14 protein-coding genes and 7 pseudogenes are annotated in these 19,741 nt (G+C 37.3%); 8 read left to right on the forward strand and 13 right to left on the reverse strand.

Annotated elements, in window-relative coordinates; all coding sequences use genetic code 11:
- The first annotated feature begins 271 nt into the window (after positions 1–271).
- On the forward strand, positions 272–604 hold the full coding sequence (locus tag PR833_RS17475) for an exported protein (RefSeq protein ID WP_004239732.1): 333 nt from the start codon (positions 272–274) through the stop codon (positions 602–604).
- A 14-nt stretch (positions 605–618) separates the two neighbouring features.
- On the opposite strand, the gene PR833_RS17480 is transcribed toward PR833_RS17475, so the two are convergent.
- Positions 619–930 carry an Orn/Lys/Arg decarboxylase N-terminal domain-containing protein gene (locus PR833_RS17480; protein WP_004239731.1) on the reverse strand — a complete coding sequence of 104 codons (312 nt, stop codon included), beginning with the start codon at positions 928–930 and terminating at the stop codon, positions 619–621.
- A gap of 314 nt (positions 931–1,244) precedes the next feature.
- On the reverse strand, positions 1,245–1,322 hold the full coding sequence (gene speFL / locus PR833_RS20470) for a leader peptide SpeFL (protein ID WP_223310125.1): 78 nt from the start codon (positions 1,320–1,322) through the stop codon (positions 1,245–1,247).
- Positions 1,323–2,146: 824 nt separating this feature from the next.
- On the opposite strand from speFL, the gene PR833_RS17485 reads away from it, so the two are divergent.
- From PR833_RS17485 to PR833_RS17500, 4 genes and pseudogenes are all read left to right on the forward strand, one after another.
- Positions 2,147–2,557: a fimbrial protein gene (locus PR833_RS17485; RefSeq protein ID WP_000669584.1), complete on the forward strand. Its 411-nt coding sequence runs from the start codon at positions 2,147–2,149 to the stop codon at positions 2,555–2,557.
- A 228-nt stretch (positions 2,558–2,785) separates the two neighbouring features.
- Positions 2,786–3,355 (forward strand): fimbria/pilus periplasmic chaperone, encoded by a 570-nt coding sequence (locus PR833_RS17490; protein WP_272526386.1) that lies wholly within the window; start codon positions 2,786–2,788, stop codon positions 3,353–3,355.
- 98 nt (positions 3,356–3,453) lie between these two features.
- A complete protein-coding gene (locus PR833_RS17495) occupies positions 3,454–3,657 on the forward strand; it encodes a FimD/PapC N-terminal domain-containing protein (RefSeq protein WP_223302955.1) in 204 nt (67 codons plus the stop codon).
- A pseudogene (locus tag PR833_RS17500) lies at positions 3,596–3,799 on the forward strand (DUF417 family protein); the annotation flags it as partial. The gene PR833_RS17495 and the pseudogene PR833_RS17500, both read left to right, overlap by 62 nt.
- 664 nt (positions 3,800–4,463) lie before the next feature.
- Here PR833_RS17500 and PR833_RS17505 read toward each other — a convergent pair.
- Positions 4,464–4,739 (reverse strand): annotated as a pseudogene (locus tag PR833_RS17505) (DDE-type integrase/transposase/recombinase); the annotation flags it as partial.
- Positions 4,740–5,117: 378 nt separating this feature from the next.
- On the opposite strand from PR833_RS17505, the gene PR833_RS17510 reads away from it, so the two are divergent.
- The 3 genes and pseudogenes from PR833_RS17510 (at position 5,118) to PR833_RS17520 (ending at position 10,948) form a co-directional block, all read left to right on the forward strand.
- Positions 5,118–7,199: a TonB-dependent receptor gene (locus PR833_RS17510; protein WP_001351060.1), complete on the forward strand. Its 2,082-nt coding sequence runs from the start codon at positions 5,118–5,120 to the stop codon at positions 7,197–7,199.
- Positions 7,200–7,209: 10 nt separating this feature from the next.
- Positions 7,210–9,579, forward strand: coding sequence for a TonB-dependent receptor plug domain-containing protein (locus PR833_RS17515; protein ID WP_004239729.1), 2,370 nt, complete (start codon positions 7,210–7,212; stop codon positions 9,577–9,579).
- Between the two features lie 447 nt (positions 9,580–10,026).
- Positions 10,027–10,948: pseudogene (locus tag PR833_RS17520) on the forward strand (ArdC family protein).
- 352 nt (positions 10,949–11,300) lie between these two features.
- Here the strand turns inward: PR833_RS17520 and PR833_RS17525 are convergent.
- The 10 genes and pseudogenes from PR833_RS17525 to PR833_RS17570 form a co-directional block, all read right to left on the reverse strand.
- Positions 11,301–11,456: pseudogene (locus PR833_RS17525) on the reverse strand (ClbS/DfsB family four-helix bundle protein); the annotation flags it as partial.
- 12 nt (positions 11,457–11,468) lie between these two features.
- Positions 11,469–11,684 (reverse strand): annotated as a pseudogene (locus PR833_RS17530) (integrase core domain-containing protein); the annotation flags it as partial.
- Between the two features lie 12 nt (positions 11,685–11,696).
- Entirely contained in the window at positions 11,697–12,761 is a 1,065-nt protein-coding gene (locus PR833_RS17535; RefSeq protein ID WP_004239726.1) for an IS110 family transposase, read from the reverse strand.
- 210 nt (positions 12,762–12,971) lie between these two features.
- A pseudogene (locus PR833_RS17540) lies at positions 12,972–13,924 on the reverse strand (IS3 family transposase); the annotation flags it as partial.
- A 20-nt stretch (positions 13,925–13,944) separates the two neighbouring features.
- A pseudogene (locus tag PR833_RS17545) lies at positions 13,945–14,058 on the reverse strand (DUF2857 domain-containing protein); the annotation flags it as partial.
- A gap of 24 nt (positions 14,059–14,082) precedes the next feature.
- Positions 14,083–14,271, reverse strand: coding sequence for an AlpA family transcriptional regulator (locus PR833_RS17550; protein WP_000200567.1), 189 nt, complete (start codon positions 14,269–14,271; stop codon positions 14,083–14,085).
- Positions 14,272–15,179: 908 nt separating this feature from the next.
- Entirely contained in the window at positions 15,180–15,323 is a 144-nt protein-coding gene (locus PR833_RS20355; RefSeq protein ID WP_000482925.1) for a hypothetical protein, read from the reverse strand.
- A gap of 169 nt (positions 15,324–15,492) precedes the next feature.
- Entirely contained in the window at positions 15,493–16,242 is a 750-nt protein-coding gene (locus PR833_RS17560; RefSeq protein ID WP_000071884.1) for a 4'-phosphopantetheinyl transferase family protein, read from the reverse strand.
- A 12-nt stretch (positions 16,243–16,254) separates the two neighbouring features.
- Positions 16,255–17,982 carry an ABC transporter ATP-binding protein gene (locus tag PR833_RS17565; protein WP_000588838.1) on the reverse strand — a complete coding sequence of 576 codons (1,728 nt, stop codon included), beginning with the start codon at positions 17,980–17,982 and terminating at the stop codon, positions 16,255–16,257.
- Positions 17,975–19,741 (reverse strand): ABC transporter ATP-binding protein, encoded by a 1,767-nt coding sequence (locus PR833_RS17570; RefSeq protein ID WP_001044024.1) that lies wholly within the window; start codon positions 19,739–19,741, stop codon positions 17,975–17,977. The genes PR833_RS17565 and PR833_RS17570 overlap by 8 nt, the downstream gene beginning before the upstream one ends.

The raw sequence follows: 19,741 nt of genomic DNA on the forward strand, positions 1-19,741 counted from the left end.
TTCTCCCGATATGTCTTGCCCTGACCTCACTGCTGTTGGGGGGCTGTGCAGATAAACCCTCCCGGCCTGCTGAACCGGTGGCTGATAGATACCGCGATTCTGGTCAACACCGGTCATGCCCAGCCGGTACTTCCGGACCTTTATCCATCAGCTGGGGCTGGTACAGTTACTGCCGGTGGGCGGACGTTATCAGGGGCGTACGGTGACGTTGCGCCTACCATAAAAGAGATGCCGTGATGAAAAACATAAGATTTGTGGTTTTACTGAGCGGGTGTCTGATGACAGCGCCGCTGACAGCCACACAGTCTGTTTCCGGGGGGCAGATTGGCAGATTGAGGCGGGGAAATCGGCTAAGAGTCAGACTCAGTCATTGCAGTATGAGGCGCAGGAATGGGGACTGAGTGCGGAGGAGTATGCCCGTTTTGAAGCGCTGATGAAAGGGTGGCGCGGTATTCAGTCTCTCGGCCTGGATCCTCTGACGACACTGGGCATTGAGGCCCGGTCAGATGAGGAGCGCTGTCGGCTGGCTGAAAAGTGGGTACAGCAGGAATTTGCCTGGGCAGAAAAAGAGCTGGCGTTTCAGCGGGAAGTGGATGCAGCCTAGAAACGGCTTTATGGTCAGATATTATCGGTCAGTCTGGGAACAGCCGGCTGAATCCGGTCTGTATTCTTTTTATTTAAATCAATTACACCTGTTAATCGATTAATAATATTAGTCGGAATAACTTTATCTTTATTAATAATAGCGAATACAGGCTGTCCAAAGCTATTTTGTTCAATAAAATCGAGCCTTCCATCTTGAATATTATCAAGTGAAATAATAATTGCGGCAATATAAGAGAAGTCAGTATGTAGAATATTAACATATTTACGATGAGTTGAAATAGAGTCAGACATATCATAGCTGACTGCGACTTTATAATTTTTCATTTTTAATTCCTTTTTGGTAAAAAATCTTGCTGAAATATTAAGTGAAAATATTTCATTTATTTATATTTATGTCATCACGGATATAAAATAATGTTATAGGTTGGTGGCTTTTATAATTTTAGTAATCTTTTTTTTAGCAAAATGACTAGGAATAAAAGCTGTTTAGCTGCACATTACTGTGCATAAAAACCAAGGATATGAATGTTCAATAAGAGCTCGTTATAACCACATTAAATGTGATATATAATGATAAAGAGATTGACTATCCATTTGATGAAAATATGCAAACCACGTGATAGAAGCCAATAGAGAGATTATCTTTGAGCGCTGAAAAGATTAAAACTAAAACATGAGAAATGTGAAAGCATCATTATATGTGTAATAAGTTTTATATGTGGTCAAAATCGGTTATTATTTTCTATTTTTGCATTCATTAATTGTTAAGGTATATATAACAACTATAAGTTATATGTAATTAAATATCCGAATTATACTGTGATGCAGATCAAGGTATATCATTTAAAGAATGATTTTTCTTTAATTCATATATTTATTTTTTGTTATTTGTTGTTTTCTTTTTAACAAAAGAATAGGTGATTAATATAGTCGCCAAGTCTATGTTATAAATATTAATACAATGTATTTATGGTGCCTTTCCTATAATTAAAGATTATAAATTATTATCATTAATGGTTGCATTAATATATATTTATTTTCTAAATAATTATTTTAAAGTTTTTTAAATTTGCTTATATAGTCATTAAGATTAATAAAATATACTTTGAAATATATTCTGTATTACCTATTCCCTTCTATATCAATATAAATGAGTTTTACAATCAGTATAAATTGTTAAAAATGATCGTTAAAAACGATTGTTATGTTTATATTGATGGTTTTAATCTATCAAAAAAATACATTATCGATCAATAATAACATATTAACATAATTTATTTTTAGAAAGAAAATTATATCCATTAATTATATTTTAATTACATGAGGTTACATTTTAATAAATAATAAGTTTGTAATTTCAAATAAAGCTTCCGTATTTTTCATGTTGGTGAATGTTATTAATTTTTTATTAAATAATGGCGTTTATATTTAATAATTTTAATAGAGTAGCACCTGTTTTTTATAGTTTTAATATATAAATTAAGGATATAAATACCCTCAATGAAGTTTATAGATTGATTTTTATGTTAGTAACCAAATAATGAAATTTAAAAATAATATTGCTTTAAGTACGGTACTGTCTGTTGCTATTTTTAACTCAGCAATGGCATATGACGGTACAATTAGTCTTACTGGATGCACTACTGGACAAAATGGATCTAGTAATGTGAAAGCTTTTTTTGAACCCGGAGCTAATACTGACTTTAATACGAACAAACTAAAAAATGCAAGCTCTGACGGAGCACAAAATGTTCAAATTCAGTTATTAAATAACGATGGTACTACTGCTATTCAATTAGGGAAAGACTTTGTCGGACAGGATGTCCATTCAGAAGCTATTAATAGTGACGATGAAGCGACACTACGCTATATGGCCCAATATTATGCTACAGGAAAAGCAATTGTAGGGGATGTCATTTCTAGTGTTAATTACACTATTGCCTATGAGTAATAAATAATAATCGTGCGTTTTTATTATCATTATTTACAAGGCAGCTCATCTGCACTGCTTTGTTCGGAGTTTCCATGAAAAAACTTTTCTTTTTCATGATGGCCGGCTTATTTTCTGTGTCAAGTTATGCTAATGTTGGGTACCTGAGTTATTTATCCTGAAAACTAGGAAGGTATTAATATTAAAATTAATAATGATGAATCTACTCCATCTTTAATTCAGTCCTGGATTGATACTGGTGATGCCAGTGTTGCTCCAGACTCAGTCAATGTTCCCTTTATTATTACTCCGCTTATATTTCGTATAGAACCTCACACAGGGCAAACATTACGAATTATGTATACGGGTGAAGCACTGCCTAATGATCGTGAATCAATTTTTTGGCTAAATATACTGGATATTTCAGCTAAACCTAAATTTGAAAATAAAAATAATTTAAATGTAAACTCAAATTATCTTCAACTCCCGATCCATAGTCGCATAAAGCTATTCTATCGTCCAGAAAAACTCACACGTTCTCTCAGTGAGGCCTATAATTCTGTTATATGGCATATTGAAAAACAAGGAGCAAAGGCCTTTCTTTGTGCAGATAATCAAAGTCCTTATTTTATTACTTATAATCATATTACTTTGATTCAGAGCGACTACTCACAATCAATTAATCCAGTAGATATGGTTGCTCCTTATTCTTCAATACGCCTTCCTATACATGGAAATATGTCGGGATATGGAAAAGTGAAGTGGACAGTTGTTAACGATTATGGTGGGCATGAATTAAGTGAGTCAGCTCTGAAATAAGGATAATATTTATGAAATATTGCACTTAAACTGAACATCATTCATTCCTGCCTGCCATATTTATTTCACTGGGAGTTTTTTCCATGGACACAGTGGCTATGGAATATGCTGAATTTGATCCCAGTTTTTTACAGCATACTCAAGGGAAGACGACGTTAGATATTCATCGTTTCAATCAAGGAAATCCAACTCCAGCAGGAAAGTACTATGCTGATGTTTATCTTAATAATAAATGGAAAGGGCTCTGCCTTAGTGTTTCTTACGCCATTTGTCACATTAACATTTTTGGTGTTTACACCTGAAACCTGGGTACATGGAGCAGATGCTTATACTGAGTTTCCTTATCTTTCCGGTGCGGGAAGGTTAGTTCTGAAAGATACTATGATGATAGCAGCAGGATTTGTTGCAATGGTACATTCTGCAAGGTGTATCACTAAAAAGTAGTGAACACTATCATTTATCTGATTTTTATTTTCTAGTATTATATGAGGTTATCGCGTCGTGGAGGGGAACTTTCCCCCTCCACTCCCACGGAGCCGGACGTGGCAGTATCCCGTCATCTGGCTCTTGTAGTTGACTGGTAACATCGCGTACAAATAGTCCAGTGTGCAAACAAACTGAGTTTAACATTCCGGATCCTGTCTAATCATTCATACGCTTGAACCAGACTACCGTGTCCCCTCTTGTATTTACGGGTAACCCATTTAGCAAGGTACAGATCGATATGTCTGGCTATATAATCCATTACTGATTGACAAAAGCGTCCATAGTACAATACCCACGTAGCCTGAGATTGAGCCAACGTACCATTGTATCCAGTGATAACGGTGCTCTGTGGCTTCAATCCTAACCCCGCACTGTCTGACGGATTGCCTCGCAAAAATGGACAATGCCGCTGAGGAACTGGCGTATAGTAATAGAGTCGCTTTATTGTCGAGTTCGGTGACCGCGACCGCCAGGATGGTCACTTTTGAAAAAGGCGTTTACACAGCATGGTAAACGGACTCGAAATTCTCTTACATATACTGAAAATTAATTACAGTAACCTATTCGTTATAACCTGTTTAAACCCACTCCAATTCGTTATTTATCTCACGTCTGATCATGAATATATAAAAATCGCGTATGTACGGTATGTCCGGTTAAAGTATTCAATGAAAGTGTCCTGCGTCGGCTTACCTGGCTGGATAAGATCCCGTTTTACTGCATGTTTTTCTGCCCATTCAGCCAGTATCAGTGAGATAAATTCTGGACCATTATTCATGTGCAGCATGATCGGGTAGCCGCAGTTTGCCGCGATCCTGTCGAGTACACGGATCATTCGCAGATCTGGCAGATTCAGAATGATTTTAATCGACAATGTCTCACGGTTAAAGTCATCAACTTTAACAGTCCGCCCGGTTTCAACCGACTTAATTACGGCGATGATCTGATGCTCAGTAAAACAGGCTTTACGCATAGCGATCTCCTTCGTTGGCAAATTAATTATGCGGGATACTTACACCGTCAACCCCAGTATGCAGAGGATGAAGCATCAGATCGGAGCATTGTCTGATGGTGCCATACACCAGATTTAACAATAACCCGTTTAATACGCCAAGCTGCAAAGAAGCAATTAAGTATTCTAAAACAGATAGTTAAAACTTAAACCTTATCTAGGACAGCCCAAATTTTTATTATTTTTTAAATAATCACTTGCTAATGATAATTATATATACATACAATGTGATATGTTATAACATAACAAAAAATGGCGGATAGTATGAAAAAATCTATTTTTAATTATACAACATTTTTTATTTCAATGAGTTATTCCTTATTTGCAAATGCAAGCCCTGCAATAAAATCAACTGAAAATCGGAACAATGAGGTATTAGAGGTCTATTCAACACCTTTGCATACTCCGCAAGAGAAAATGGCGATCCCCGTTTCTGTTCTGACACAAGAAGATCTACGCGCTAATCGTAGTGCCTCGATTGCTGAAACCTTAACATCCTTACCAGGTTTTCATGCCAGCTTTTTTGGTGGAGGCTCAGTTCATCCAGTTATTCGAGGAATGTCAGGCAATCGAGTCAAGGTATTACACAGTGGTAGTGATCTTATGGACGTATCCTCTATTGGTGCAGATCATACAATCACCAGTGAACCCTTTTTAAGTCAACGCATTGAAGTATTAAAAGGCCCTTCAACATTACTTTATGGAGGAGGCACAATAGGCGGTGCAATTAATGTTATTGATAGCAAGATTCCTATGTCAGTGCCTGAAAAAGGCTATGAGGGTGAATTGCATTATCAATACGATTCTGTTTCTAAAGGAAATACAGGATCAGTAGGATTAACGTTAGGAGAAAATAATTTGGCGCTTCGCCTTGAGGGTACTAAACGTTATCAAAGTGATTACAAACAACCAGAACCTTTACATCAAGGAGAAACTAGCCGTTTAGCAGGATCTTATCAAGATAACCAATCGGCAAATATTGGTGTATCCTGGCTTTTTGATGACGGTTATATAGGGATTGGTTATGGTGAACAACATCGTCGATATGGGCTGCCTGGTCATACGCATTTTCATGATCATGAAGATGATCACCATCATCACGCCCCAATTCGCCCTCCTTTAATCGGCCATCATCATCATAATCACAATCATGAATACCCTGATGAACAACATCAACATGGTATTCCTTATATTGTTATGGATAGCAAACGATGGGATCTTCGTGGTGAAAAAAACAATCCATTTACTGGTATTGAATCAATACGTTTCAGTGCGGTCAGAACCGATTATCATCATGATGAAAAAGAAGGAAATGAAGTCAGTACCTCATTTAAAAACAAAGGCGATGAATTAAGACTGACATTTACACATCAACCTATTTGGGGTTGGCATGGTGTTATTGGCGGGCAATTTAACCAGCGTGATTTTAGTGCTCAAGGAGAAGAAGCTTATGTACCGTCAACAAAAACAAAAAATCACTCACTCTTTTTATTAGAAGAATACCAATTAGGTGATTTTCGCTATGAATTAGGATTTCGCCAAGAGTGGCAATCACTGTTAAATAGAGAAACTCAAAAAAATAATAAGCAGAGTGCATCTTCTATTTCTGCTGGATTAGCATGGAATTTTACACAAGACTATTTTTTAAATTTATCACTTTCACACACGAAAAGATTACCTGTTGCAGAAGAGCTTTACGCGAATGGTGTTCATGCTGCAAGTCGAACTATTGAAAAAGGCGATCCTAATTTAACCGCAGAGGCTGCAAATAATATTGATATTGGAATAACTAAAGTAACAGGTGATATTCAATTCAATATGAGTGCCTATTATAACCGTATTAATAATTATATTTACGGTCAATTTACGGGGACTGAATTAAATAATGGCTATCGTTCATTACAATATGTTCAAAATGATGCACAGTTTAAAGGTATAGAAGGAAATATTGATTATTACTATAACCAAGATAGCTTAATTGGTATTTCTGGTGATTATGTTAGAGCAAATTTACTACACAATAAGGGAAATATACCAAGAATACCGGCTTATCGTTTAAGTACTTATATTAAACATAGTTTTACAGAAAACGTAATTGGACAAATTCGCATTGATCATTTTGGAAAACAGAATAAAACAGCAGACTATGAAACATCCACAGAGGCTTATAACACAGTTAGTTTAGGTAGTGAATATATTGGTTATTTAGATAACACAGATTATACCTTATACGCCAAGATTAATAATATCTTTGATGTAAAAGGGAAAGACAGCACCTCTTATATTAAAGATGAAATGTATTTACCTGGTCGTAATATTATCTTAGGCGCTACTCTTACATTCTAATATGAATATCATGAAAAAAAGTAAACTCTCTATTATTTTACTTATACTTTTGTCGTCTCCTTTATATGGAAAAGAGAATAATCAAGATAAAAGCCAAGAAAAAGAAACATCAAACGATGTTATTACTGTTAAAGCAACATCAATAAAAAACAAAGAGACATTCTCCTCTTTATTACTCAATAATCGAGAAGAGATAAAAGGAAAACAACTTGAACAAATAAAAACAAATACGATTGGTAATACCGTTTCAAAAGTTGCTGGTGTACAAGCGGAAGGTTTTGGCCCAAATGCGGCAAGGCCTGTTATTCGAAGTCTCTCTGGCAATAGAGTCGGGATTTTAGTTAATAATCTTCCGATTAATGATGTTTCATTTATTAGTGGGAATATGCCTATTCCTGTTGATATGAATAGAATTAACGAAATATCAATTAGTAAAAGCTCCGAAGCACTACTTTATGGTGGTAGCAGCAGTGGTGGTGCAATTCATTTGTGGGATGATCGAATAATGACACAGTTTCCTGAAAAAGCAATTTCAGGTGCCGTGACATTTAATGGTAGCACTAATAATGGTAACGGTGGATCAGTAAATATTAAATTCAGTAATAAAGAAAACTGGATTTTTAATCTTTCCGGTGCTACTAAACGAGTCTCAAAATATAAAATTCCAACACGCTCTAAAGTTGGTGCTTGCTATAGCTATCAACAGCTAAAAGACCACTCTGCATTACGTGATCAATGCCAAGTGGATATGAAAGTGTTTACTAGCCGTAACCCTGAAGCGTATCCTTACATTAGTGAGTTTTGGAAAAAATATCAGGTTGAATATGAGTTAAGCGAGGATGATAAATATACCTTTAAAGATAAGGACTATTTTTCAGGTATTGGTTATGTAGATAATGAACCTAACTTACGATATAAACCTGGTAGCCCCACATCTATTGAACATGTCACACCTCCAAAGCATTATGTTGAAAATAATAATAACGAAATTCCCAATAGCTTTTTAAAAAGCCAAAGTGGTAACGCATCACTCTCTTATATCGGAGATGACGGTTACTTAGGTTTTTCTGTCACTGATTTTCAAACATCGTATGGAGTGCCAGGCTATGCTTATCTCACAACTAAAACAACTCGAGAAAGGTATAAACCTGTTTCGGTTTCAAATAGTAATCGAAGAATAGATATACAAGGAAAACATGATCATTTAGCACCATTTTTAAGAGACAGTGCTTTTTATTATTCTTATTCTGAATCTAAAGATGAAGAGTTAGTCGGCCAAATTGCTTCATCGGTATTTAATACAAAAAGCCATCAGTTAGCTTTAGAAACTGCACATACTCCGCTATTTAATCGACTTAATGGTGCGTTTGGGATCAACGGTAATTATCGTGATCTGAAAACGTCTGGTTATGATGCTTATTTACCCAGTGTATTAACCAAAGAGTACGGAATATATTGGGTTGAATCGCTAAATTTATCTCCTTTTGAGCTCACTGCTGGATATCGTAAAGGTTACACTCAACATAATCTCAATATTCCAGCGAATTATAATCGTGGTAGAGGGCAAGGTTCTAATTTACAAAACCGTCATTTTGATACAAGTGCAAATACACTCGCTCTATCTTTTACACCAATTGATGAATGGACATTAAAACTACAACAAAATATTTCTTATCGAGCACCAGAAATTAATGAACTTTATACACATGGCCCTCATTATGCTTATTTAATTGAAGAACAAGGAAACAGTGAATTTAATACCGAAAAAAGCAAAAGTATTGAATTATCATCTGTTATTGAGATTGGCAATTTCTCTAATAAACTTAATTTGTATAAAACAGACTACAGTGGTTTTAAATTTAGACGATTAACGGGTATCAGTCGTGGTGCTGGTCCTGTTATGGAATGGGATGACACCGATCTTGAAACAAAAGGATTAGAATATGAATTTAAATATTTATATGAAATGCCTCATGATCACAATCTAACATTTACACTATTTGGTGATTTTGTCGAAAATAAAAGCAAAAGAAAACTGTTTATTGCAGGTCACTATTTGCCAAATTTACCTAATGAAAAGCATGGTATCAGTATTTATTACCAACATGATGAATTAACTGCATTTAGTAGTGCAACTTACTATAAAAAACAAAAAGAAAGCGGTGGGTTAATGTATGGTGGAGATATGGCCTTTCCTTCCTATACGTTAGTTGATGCGGGGATTGGCAAAAAATACCACCTTGATAAGGTAGATGTTTCGGTTGATTTTATTATTAATAATCTCACCGATACTGAAGCAAGACCTGCATCTTCTCAATTGAAATATTTAGTCCCATTACCGGGTCGAAATTATGGGATAAATGTCAAAATTGATTTTTAATATATTCTGATTTAATAAGATATAAAGTAAGTGAGGTACTCTATGGGTGCCTCTTTTTTTTATAATCATGCACAATTAACTTGAAGATGCATGTTTTAGGGCTCTATCACATTAAGGTAAGCACACCTGTTTTAATTCTAGACATTTTTTGAGATCTCGGTGCCAACAAGATGTTTCTATCAGTACCAATCCCCAATTCATTACCACAAATCTACTTTTCACCAATACGGAGTAAAGGGCGCTAAGTTCGGCTATGCAGGGACCGATTTTTCCTCCTGTGTGCTTTTTGTTCCCGTATCAGCTTCCGGTTAATCATTTCACGGCACAACCGGTCCCGTAAGGGTGAAGTGCACGCATGCTGCACCCTTGTGGGCCAGAACGATGCCGAGAAAGCGAACTGTCAGGCGATACGAAGATGAAAATCACATTACTGATGGAGAAAAAACTATGATCACTTCCTTGCATACTCAGACAAGTGCCTCTAACACCGCAACGGCGACCAGCGTATCCCCGCTGGACCCGTCAGGCTCCTCAAAAACGAAATTTTCCAAAACCAGAACCGATATTTATCAGATCGTTACCGACCTCATCATTACCACACTGGAAGTAGGCGTTAAACCCTGAGTGTGTCCGTGGCAGCGCGTACCGGGTATGTCCGGCATGCCTTCCAACTACGCTACTGGCACAGCCTACAGCGGGTGCAGTGAATCAGAATGAGGATTCAGTGATTCCTGCTGGATGACATACAAACAGGCTAGGACAGAAGGTGCGCAAGTTCGTAAGGACTAGCACGGCATGACCGCCATTTTTTATACCATCCTGGAGAAGGAAAACGACACCGGAGAAATTGACCATATCCCGATGCTGAAAACCTTTGTCGTGTTTAATGTCGAACAAATTGATGGCCTCTCACTGACGGCAGATACCGTTGCCCCACAAGCGACGTTTGACGCGTTGCCACAGGCTGAAAATCTGTTCTGTAACAGCGGTGCTAACATCATTGAGAAAGGACAAAACGCCTTTTTCATGCCATCAACAGATGAGGTTTTGTTACCTGAACGTCGTTTTTTTCCGATGCCGCTAGCTTTTATGCCACGGATCTGCATGAGATTGTTCACTGGAGCGATGGCAAAAGTCGCCTGAACCGCGAAATGAAAGGAAGATTTAGCAGTGAAAATTATGCATTTGAAGAGTTGATCGCCGAGCTGGGAAGCGTGTTCCTGATGGCGGATCTGGGGATTGTCGGATAGGTTCAGCACGAAAGTTATATTGCTTCTTGGCTGAAAGCACTGAAAAACGATAAGCGCTATATTTTTAAAGCCGCCAGGCAGCATCGAAAGCGCATCGTTATATGATGGATAAGGTCTGAACAGAGGAATAAGACGCCGCAAAGGAATGCGGCCTTAACCTTATTTTTGGATCTGGCAGAGTGACATAGATTTCAATTTCCCTGCGAATGCGGACGGTAAAGAGCCCGCTCATCCTGCAAACTACATTTTTATACTGTTGATAATAGGGTATTCCTTAGTCATGGTAATAAGGCTCAGAAAGCCATATTTAGCTTTCCATAATGGAATATTATCGCCACCTTGAAGAATTCTTTGTTCCGGTTACAGAATCTGCATTTTTATTGAGAGCAAGGGATTTAACCTGCCACGGCGTGGTCAGATTAAGGATGTGGGCATAGAGCGATTTTTCGGCCATTAATTTGACGCTGATGCTTACTTTAAATTGTTATTATTTTTTGCCCACTTTTTTAATCTTCCATTCGCGTTGGTATAAGGCGAAGATGTATTAAATGAGATCATTCGGCCCATCGTCCATTTTTTGTATCATGGTTCACCATACAAAACATCATCAGTTCGTTCATCAATAAGCTTTTGTAGTGGTCAACTAAAACTGGCCACGGTTTTAGAGTTTTTTCGGTATCGGTTTTCCGATTCATTTGGTGGTAATCCACCGTTATATTCGTGCGGCCTGAGTTCGCTGTAATACCCGACGATATAACCCGTTATCGCTTGAGCAGCTTCACTGAAGCTGGTGTAGCCTGTCACCGGCATCCACTCATTTTTCAGACTCCTGAAAAAGCGCTCCATCGGACTGTTGACGCTCCTATGTCAAGAGCGGCGATTGGCATATGCGAGGTCCGATAAAATCAATGGATAGAGCTCACGGACGATGTAGCGTTTTAGGCATCTCAGGATCTCTTTAGTCGATAGCCCTTCACCAGTTCGTCTGTCGACATAGATTCTCGTGCGCGGATCGCTACGCATACGTACAAGGGCTATTGTCCACAGGGCATTGTTTGCTTCACGTGAGCCACCACGGTTTAATCTGTGCCTTACTGTTTTCCCTGATGATGCTGGCAGTGGATTTACGCCACAGAGCGATGCCAGGGCCGCTTCATTTTTTAAACGTTCGGGGTTATCACCCGCAACTGCCAGCAGTGTTGCAGCCGTCTGTGGCCCAACGCCAAACTGGCTACGAAGGTTACTGGCATACTTGCGGGTCAGTTTATCTAGTGATTCGTCTAGTTCATTCAACTCTTCAGTCAGGGCCATCCATCGTTTCGCAAGGCTTCGAAGCGTACTGCACAAGGCTATACGTAACGGTGAGTGCTCTGACACTTCGCTGTTAATGCAGGCAGTTACGCATTCGTGTGGTTTCGATTTCCAGAGTTTGTCGCGAACATCTTGCGGGGCACTAACCAGCAGTGCACGAAGCTGATTAATCGCCTGCGTACAGGCTTTTACTGCACTACGTCGGGCAACACTAATAATCCGGAGAGCCTCACATGCACCTGACTGCATTTTTGGTATGGCCTTGCTGCTCCCTGAAAGCACTGTCCGGGCTGCATTTTCTGCATCTAGTGGATCTGACTTCCCTTCAAGGCGGCGTTTTGAGCGATCTGGCCGGTTAACTTCAACAACATAAATGCTATTCTTGATGAGATAGCGTGTTAATGCGGCACCATATGTTCCTGTTCCTTCGATGCCTGCTCGTTCGAGGCTACCGAAAGAACGTGCCCAATCAAGTAGTTCCAGATAGCCCGCTTGATTTGTTTGAATAATGTGAGTTCCAAGCAGTTTACCTGCCTGACTGATAACAGCGCCGACATGAATATCAAGATGGGTATCGACACCCAGAATCACGGTTTCAGAAGATTGGCGGTCGTTTTGCATGGTTTGCCTCCAGATATTGGTAGCACAATCATCCCCATCGCAGGACAGGACACTCGGGATGCAGCACAAAGCTCCTATCAGGTCACAAACTCTGGGCCCGGTTATGCCCGGGAAATACCAGAATCGGACGACAGGTCAACACAAAGGCATTTGAGCCAATCCCAGCACGGGTCAGTCCGATCCGGTATTTGAAAGTATATTAGAATGAGTATCCCAGCAGTTTCCGCGCCTGCTCATACTTTGCCTGATCCGGTATCGCCACAGTAACTGCCTGAACTACCTGCTTGTATAGTGACTACCCTAATCACTGTGGAACATAACCCCGGATGGCTTACCGCGTCTTTCCCATGCCATTTTCAGTGCTTTGGTGGTCAGCCTGCTGTCCGGAGAGAACGACATTGCCCACCCCACGGGTTTCCGTGCAAATAGATCGAGTACCACAGCAAGGTAAGTCCGGCGTTTACCTGTCCAGATATACGTCACATCGCCGCACCATACCTGGTCAGGCACTGTCACTGCAAACTGACGTCCGAGGTGATTCGGGATAGCAATATGTTCGTGTCCCCCACGTCTATATCGGTGAACAGGCTGCTGACAACTCACCAGCCCCAGCTTCCTCATAAGATGGCCGGCAAGCCATCGTTCCATCCGGAAGCCCCTGTGTGTGGCCATTGTGGCGATACTTCTTGCATCCTCGGAGCCATGACTGAGGCCGTGTAGTTCCTGAACCTGACTGCGTAATACAGCTAGCCTGCTATCCGGCTTGTCAGGACGGTTTTTCCGGTATTTATAGCTGCTGCGGTGAACCCCAAACACGTGGCAAAGCGTGGCCACAGGATAATGCGCTCTGAGTTTCCCGATTATCGAGAGTTGTTCAGGGAATCTGACATCAAGAGCGCAGTAGCCTTTTTTAATATTTCATTTTCCATTTCAATACGTTGAAGTTTTTTCTTCAGCTCACGTATCTCAATTTGCTCCGGCGTGATAGGGGAGGCTTTAGGTGTTTTGCCGGCACGTTCATCTCGTAGCTGCTTTACCCACCGGGTCATAGTGGAAAGTCCGACATCCATGGCATTTGCGGCATCTGCAACCGTATAGTGTTGATCCACCACTAACTGAGCGGATTCACGTCTGAATTCTGCACTGAAATTTCGTTTTTTCATTAAAGCACCAGTGTTGTCCTGAGGGTATTCATTTCGTCGAAGGTGAGTCCCAGAGATTCACGATGGTGAATATTGTCTTCTTTCAGCGCACGCAGGGCATCTGTTAATACGGCGTAATTCAGAGACGGAATCATGATTTCGGACCTTCCTTAAACACTTCAGCGGTTGGCTAATTTGAGGTTGATCCATTCATCAATTTCAGATTCGAGCCAGGCTACGCTGGCAGGGCCAACCTTTATTATTGAACGAGGAAAAGAGCCCCCTTTCATATACAGATAGATTTGCGAGCGTTTCAGACCGGTTTTTTCTTCGACCTGTTTCAGGCGTAATAACTGATGTGATGTCATGATTTTCTCCAGTGTAGAGTGGGGTTGGAGAAGATAAAAAAGCATAAGCGAAGGTGAAGAAGAAAGCACGTAAGCCCGTATTAAGAGTTTTTGAGTTCTTAATACGTATTTCAGTATAATGGTGAGTTAAATCAATAAGGCACTGAAGTGGGAGAACCGCGTTCAAGTGCTGTTTTCAGTGTATCGCCGCTGAATTTGTCAGTAATACCTTCGGTAGATGCCCATTGTTCGAAAATGGATAAAAGCTTGTAAGGTTTTCCTAGTAATGGACTGATGACTTCATTATGTTTACATGAAAGCCAGAAAAGACGAGATAAAGGGCTGGATATGCGTGTCGATGTTGGAGTGTGTTTAATATTTACATAGGCATTCATCAGCTTTTGTAGTTCAGTCAGGCGAATTACAAAACAGGAATCTTGTGGTAATTTATAAATAGGGAAATATTCTTTGTCACTGGATTTATGAGTTTCATTCGATTAATGTTGTTATAAATCTCAGATTTTAGTTCTTCAGGTAATTACATTAGTTGTTGGCTAATTCGTTCTTTTCATGTTATTTTCTCAAACGCTTGAAATAGAGTTCTTGATAATAAAACTGAAATGCCATAATTAATACATTGATTGCCTGTGATTGGTGGTGATATATTGATTGAGTGCGCCAGTAAGTGTTGAATTGTTACGAATTCATACCCGATCAGAGTGGTATCAATGACCCATTTTTTTAGAATGAATATATTTATCTTGAGTGAGTGTGGTATAATTTATATGTTTAATGAAACAATGTGTATCAAGATAGCATAAACGATCTGTGAGAGAGTTTCCTATTTTTTTCAATTTAATTTTATTCTTAATTTTTGTGACTTTCCTTAATATAATTGTAGATTGAAAGTATATAGATAAATAAATGTTTCAAGATAGCGCATGGCGATAAACGTCGCTGTCGGTTAATTGTTTCTCTGTTTTTTTCTGGTTGGCTAGGTATACAGCTTCAGGTATGGTTAACCAATCGGATTTATTTTTAATAATAGTATTTTTTGTTTTATTGTTAAACATAATTTTTCCTTATTTATATGAGTGCTAATATATTGATGGTTTTTTATAATTTATTCGTGTTTTGGTGTGAATATATGAATTGAATTGTCATATCTTTTATATGACCTATAGTCAGTCAAATAATACTTAAAACTAACTGTTAATATATAATTTCATTGTGGTCGTATAACTATAATAAATGATGTGGCAGGTTGCTTTTTATATCACCCCATGTTAAGAATTTATAGTTAAATGGATGGTGATATGTGATTATGGATATTTTATAGCTATCTAATATTGATTTGGTAATATATGAAAGATGAGCAGAGTAATGCTGTTCTATAAAATATAATTTATCAAATTGATCTCTCTTTATATAAAAATCTAAATTCTTAATGATTTCTTCTGATAATCCAATGCCTCTTGATTTAATATAGGCTTCTTTTAATGTCCACATCTTATAGAAATTATGTTTTTTTTGAGTCTCGTCAAAATAAGATAGGTATTTTTTTTCTTTTTTTGAGAAATAATAATCTATAATGCTATTTATTTCTATATCACGGTTGAAATATTCAATATCAATACCAACGGATGATGTATTTGAAATAGCGAGAGCAACACAATTATTTGAATGTGATAAATTGAAGTAAATGCTTTCCTTTGATTCGTTTAAAATAAATGGTTTCCCGTACTCATTTTTTGAAAATCTTACATCTTCTGGTGAAATTTTTAAATAAAATGATAAAATATCGCGTAACATGACTCTTGATAGCAAAAAAATATTTCGTTGTTTTATAAAAGGGTAGTCGAATAACGATGAAATTTCATCGTTATTTAAGATGTGCATTCTGGATTTAGCTTTACTTAAACATGGTATCGTTTGTAGATTACCAATCCAGATATGCACCTCATTATCTATAAACAAGTTGCTATTACTCATTGCATTTGGCTATTAGCATAACGCTTTCTGTTGTAACCATAAATGTGCATATAAGCCATTTTTTGCAAGTAACTCAGCATGTTTTCCTTGTTCTGCTATTTTTCCATTTTCCATTACGATAATGTTATCGGCATTTTTAATGCTATTTAATCGATGGGCAATCATAATGATTGTCTTATCTTTTGATAACAATGATAAAGCTTGTTGAATTAATACTTCTGATGAACAATCGATACTCGATGTTGCTTCGTCGATCAGTAAAATTGGTGCATTTTTTAATAAAGTTCTAGCAAGAGAAAGACGTTGACGTTCTCCACCTGAGAGTAACATACCACCGTAACCAATAGGAGTATCATAATTTTGTGGTTTTTGTATAATAAACTCATGTGCATTAGCTAATTTAGCTGCAGTTATTATTTCATCATCGTGAGCATCTGTTTTTCCCATTAAAATATTATCTTTAATTGTTCCTGAAAATAAAACGACATCTTGATAAACAGAAGATACATATGAACAGAGTTTATCGGAATTTATTTGGTTAATATTAATATCATCTAGCAATATTTCACCTTGGTTAACATCCCATAGACGAGAAATAAGCTGTAGTAAAGTGCTTTTCCCTGAGCCACTAGGGCCAACAATAGCAGTAAAGCTTTTTTCAGGAAAACAGCAAGATATATTATCTAATGTTAATTGACTATTATAAGGATAAATAAAGCTTACATTGTTAAAATAGATATCTGTTCTTATTGGTAATTGAGTATATTTAGGCTCAGAAAGTGGAACCACTTTCATTACTTCTTCTATGCGTTGTAATGATTTTTGTGCATAATTTAACAACATACTGGATAATCCTAAATCAAAGAATTGTCGATAAATGGGGAGTGCTAATACAAGGAAAAAAACGAATTGAGAAGGAGAAAGTGAGCCACTAATTAAACGGCTTGTTCCTATTATCATTAATAAAATAAAACCTGATTCAAGAATAAAACCATAAAGTGCAATCCAAGGGGCAGGCTTGGAATCTAGAACTATTTGGGTTTTATTTTGTGTTTCTAAGGCTGCTTTTAGTTTTTTCCATGCAGGACCAAGTCGCCCAAAACTACGAATAACCATAATTCCTTGGATATAATCGAGTAATTCGGATTGTACATTGGCATTAGCATCAGCTGCCTGTTGTGCAGCTTTTAACATTATTTTATGGCTTATGGATAATGCGAACAGAGCGATTGGAATAGAAAATAATATAATTAAAGTGAGTTGCCAATCTACCCATACTAAGAATAGTGAGAGAAAAACAGGCATCGCTAAAGTACTGATAAACATTCCTAAGAAATGTGACCAGATATTTTCAATGATCTCTAAATCAGCAGTAAGCCGTGATGCAAGATCACCACTGCGTTGAGAAGAAAACCAGCCAATCGGGATTTTTCGTAAATGATCGGCTATTCTTAGACGGGCTTGTCCCATCATTTTATAAGCACCAATAAAAATCATTGGCATACTATAAGTACCAATGACAATACGCAGAACAATAGATAAGAGTATTGATAAAAAGTAATAAAATAACTGAGCTAGTGTGATTTTATTGGCAAAAAGATCAATTAATAAAAAATAGAGTAGAATATACGGAATAGTAGCAAAAAGACCTTCAACTACGGCAAGGCATAGACCCACCATTAAATCTTTATCTTTTTTATTAGAAAGCAAATAACCTGATTTAATTAATTCTTTAATCATTATTATTCTCCTGGATTAATTGCCAATGAATAGTGTGACTATAATCATTCCATAATTTTTGATAGGTTGGGCATTGGTTTAATAAATGGGTGTGTGTACCTGTATCAATAATCTTTCCATTATCAAGCACAATAATTTTATCTGCGTTAATAATAGTATGTAGGTTATGAGTGATCATAATAACAGTCCGATTCTGGCATAGACTCTTTAATGCGCGATAGATCAAAATTTCATTTTCAGCATCAACATTGGCAGTAATTTCATCGAGAAGTAGGATTGGAGAGTTTTTTAATAGTGCTCTTGCAATTGATAATCGCTGTTTCTCTCCACCTGAAAGTTTATTTCCTTGTTCACCAATTAATGTATTATATCCTGCTGGGAGTTTTTCAATAACATGATGAATATTGGCTGCTTTAGTTGCTTTGATAATATCCTCAAATAAGGCATTAGGATTTGCTATGAGTAAATTTTCTAAAATAGTTCCATGAAATAGATATACATCTTGAAAAACAACACTTATTTGAGAAAGTAAATCAATTTCTGGCCAGTAGTTGATATCATATTGACCTATTTTTATTTGGCCAGAAGTACAATCATAAAAACGGGGAATTAGTTTTAATAATGAGGATTTTCCTGCACCACTGTGGCCTACAATTGCAGTTGTTGTACCCGCTTGGGCATTAAAACTAATTTTCTCTAATATCGGTTTATCACCATGATCCAAACAGACATCTTTAAAAGTAATATCGCTATTTTTAGGGAGAGTAAAATGTTTATCATGTTGTTTATGCTCTGAAAGTTCAAGGATCATACTGATATGTTTTAAGGTTTGTTTTCGTTGAGCTTGTTCTCCTAGCACAAATGTTAGTCGTAATAACGGCGCAAGTACGAGGGGGGATGTCATTAAAAATAAAATATAAGTAGATAAATCAATATTTTGATTTAAATACATCCACCCACCTACTGGTGCTATAATAACGAGATTCGCTGTTAATATCCCACTAAATACCATCCAAGAGCCTGTACTAGCTTTGACATTATTTTTTATCCATTTAACAGAGGAATTGATAGATTGAGATAATTTACCAAAAGTATGGGAGGTTAAGTTAAACGCTTTTATTTCTCGTATTCCTTTAATATATTCTCCTATTTCATTAGCAATTTTTTTCTGAATATTCATCCACTCATTGGTTTGTTTATTGGCTCGACGCAACATGAGAAGTTGAGCCATAAAAGCAATGGGTAATGGGGTTAGAGATAATAAGGCAAGAGGCCAATTTACATAAAAAAGTAATATAATAGCGATAAAGGGAGTCACTATGGCTGAGACGAGATCAGGTAGCATATGTGCGAAAAAACCTTCTAAGCTTTTTATATCATCATTGATAATACGTCGCAGATTTCCACTGCCATATTGAGCAAAAAATGATAATGGTACTTTACTGATTTTTTTAGCTATTGCGAGTTGTAATTGATGCTGAATATAAAAAGCACCCCGATGTGCGGCAATATGACTTATTGCCATTAATCCCCAACGTAAAATTAAAATAATCACAGTGATATAAACTAGATTATTTATTTGTTGAATATTAGGTGATGTTGAAAAACAAATCTGGCTGATTTTATAGATGATCCATAATGGTGCTAAACTTAGCATTGTTGAGATTATTGCCATAATAATGCCACTAATCAGAGGGAGTGGGGCTAATTTTATTAAAATACGAAAGTTAAGTGGCAAAGTATCTATTGTTTTATTCAT

Source organism: Providencia sp. PROV189 (assembly GCF_028480065.1).
Taxonomy (GTDB): domain Bacteria; phylum Pseudomonadota; class Gammaproteobacteria; order Enterobacterales; family Enterobacteriaceae; genus Providencia; species Providencia stuartii.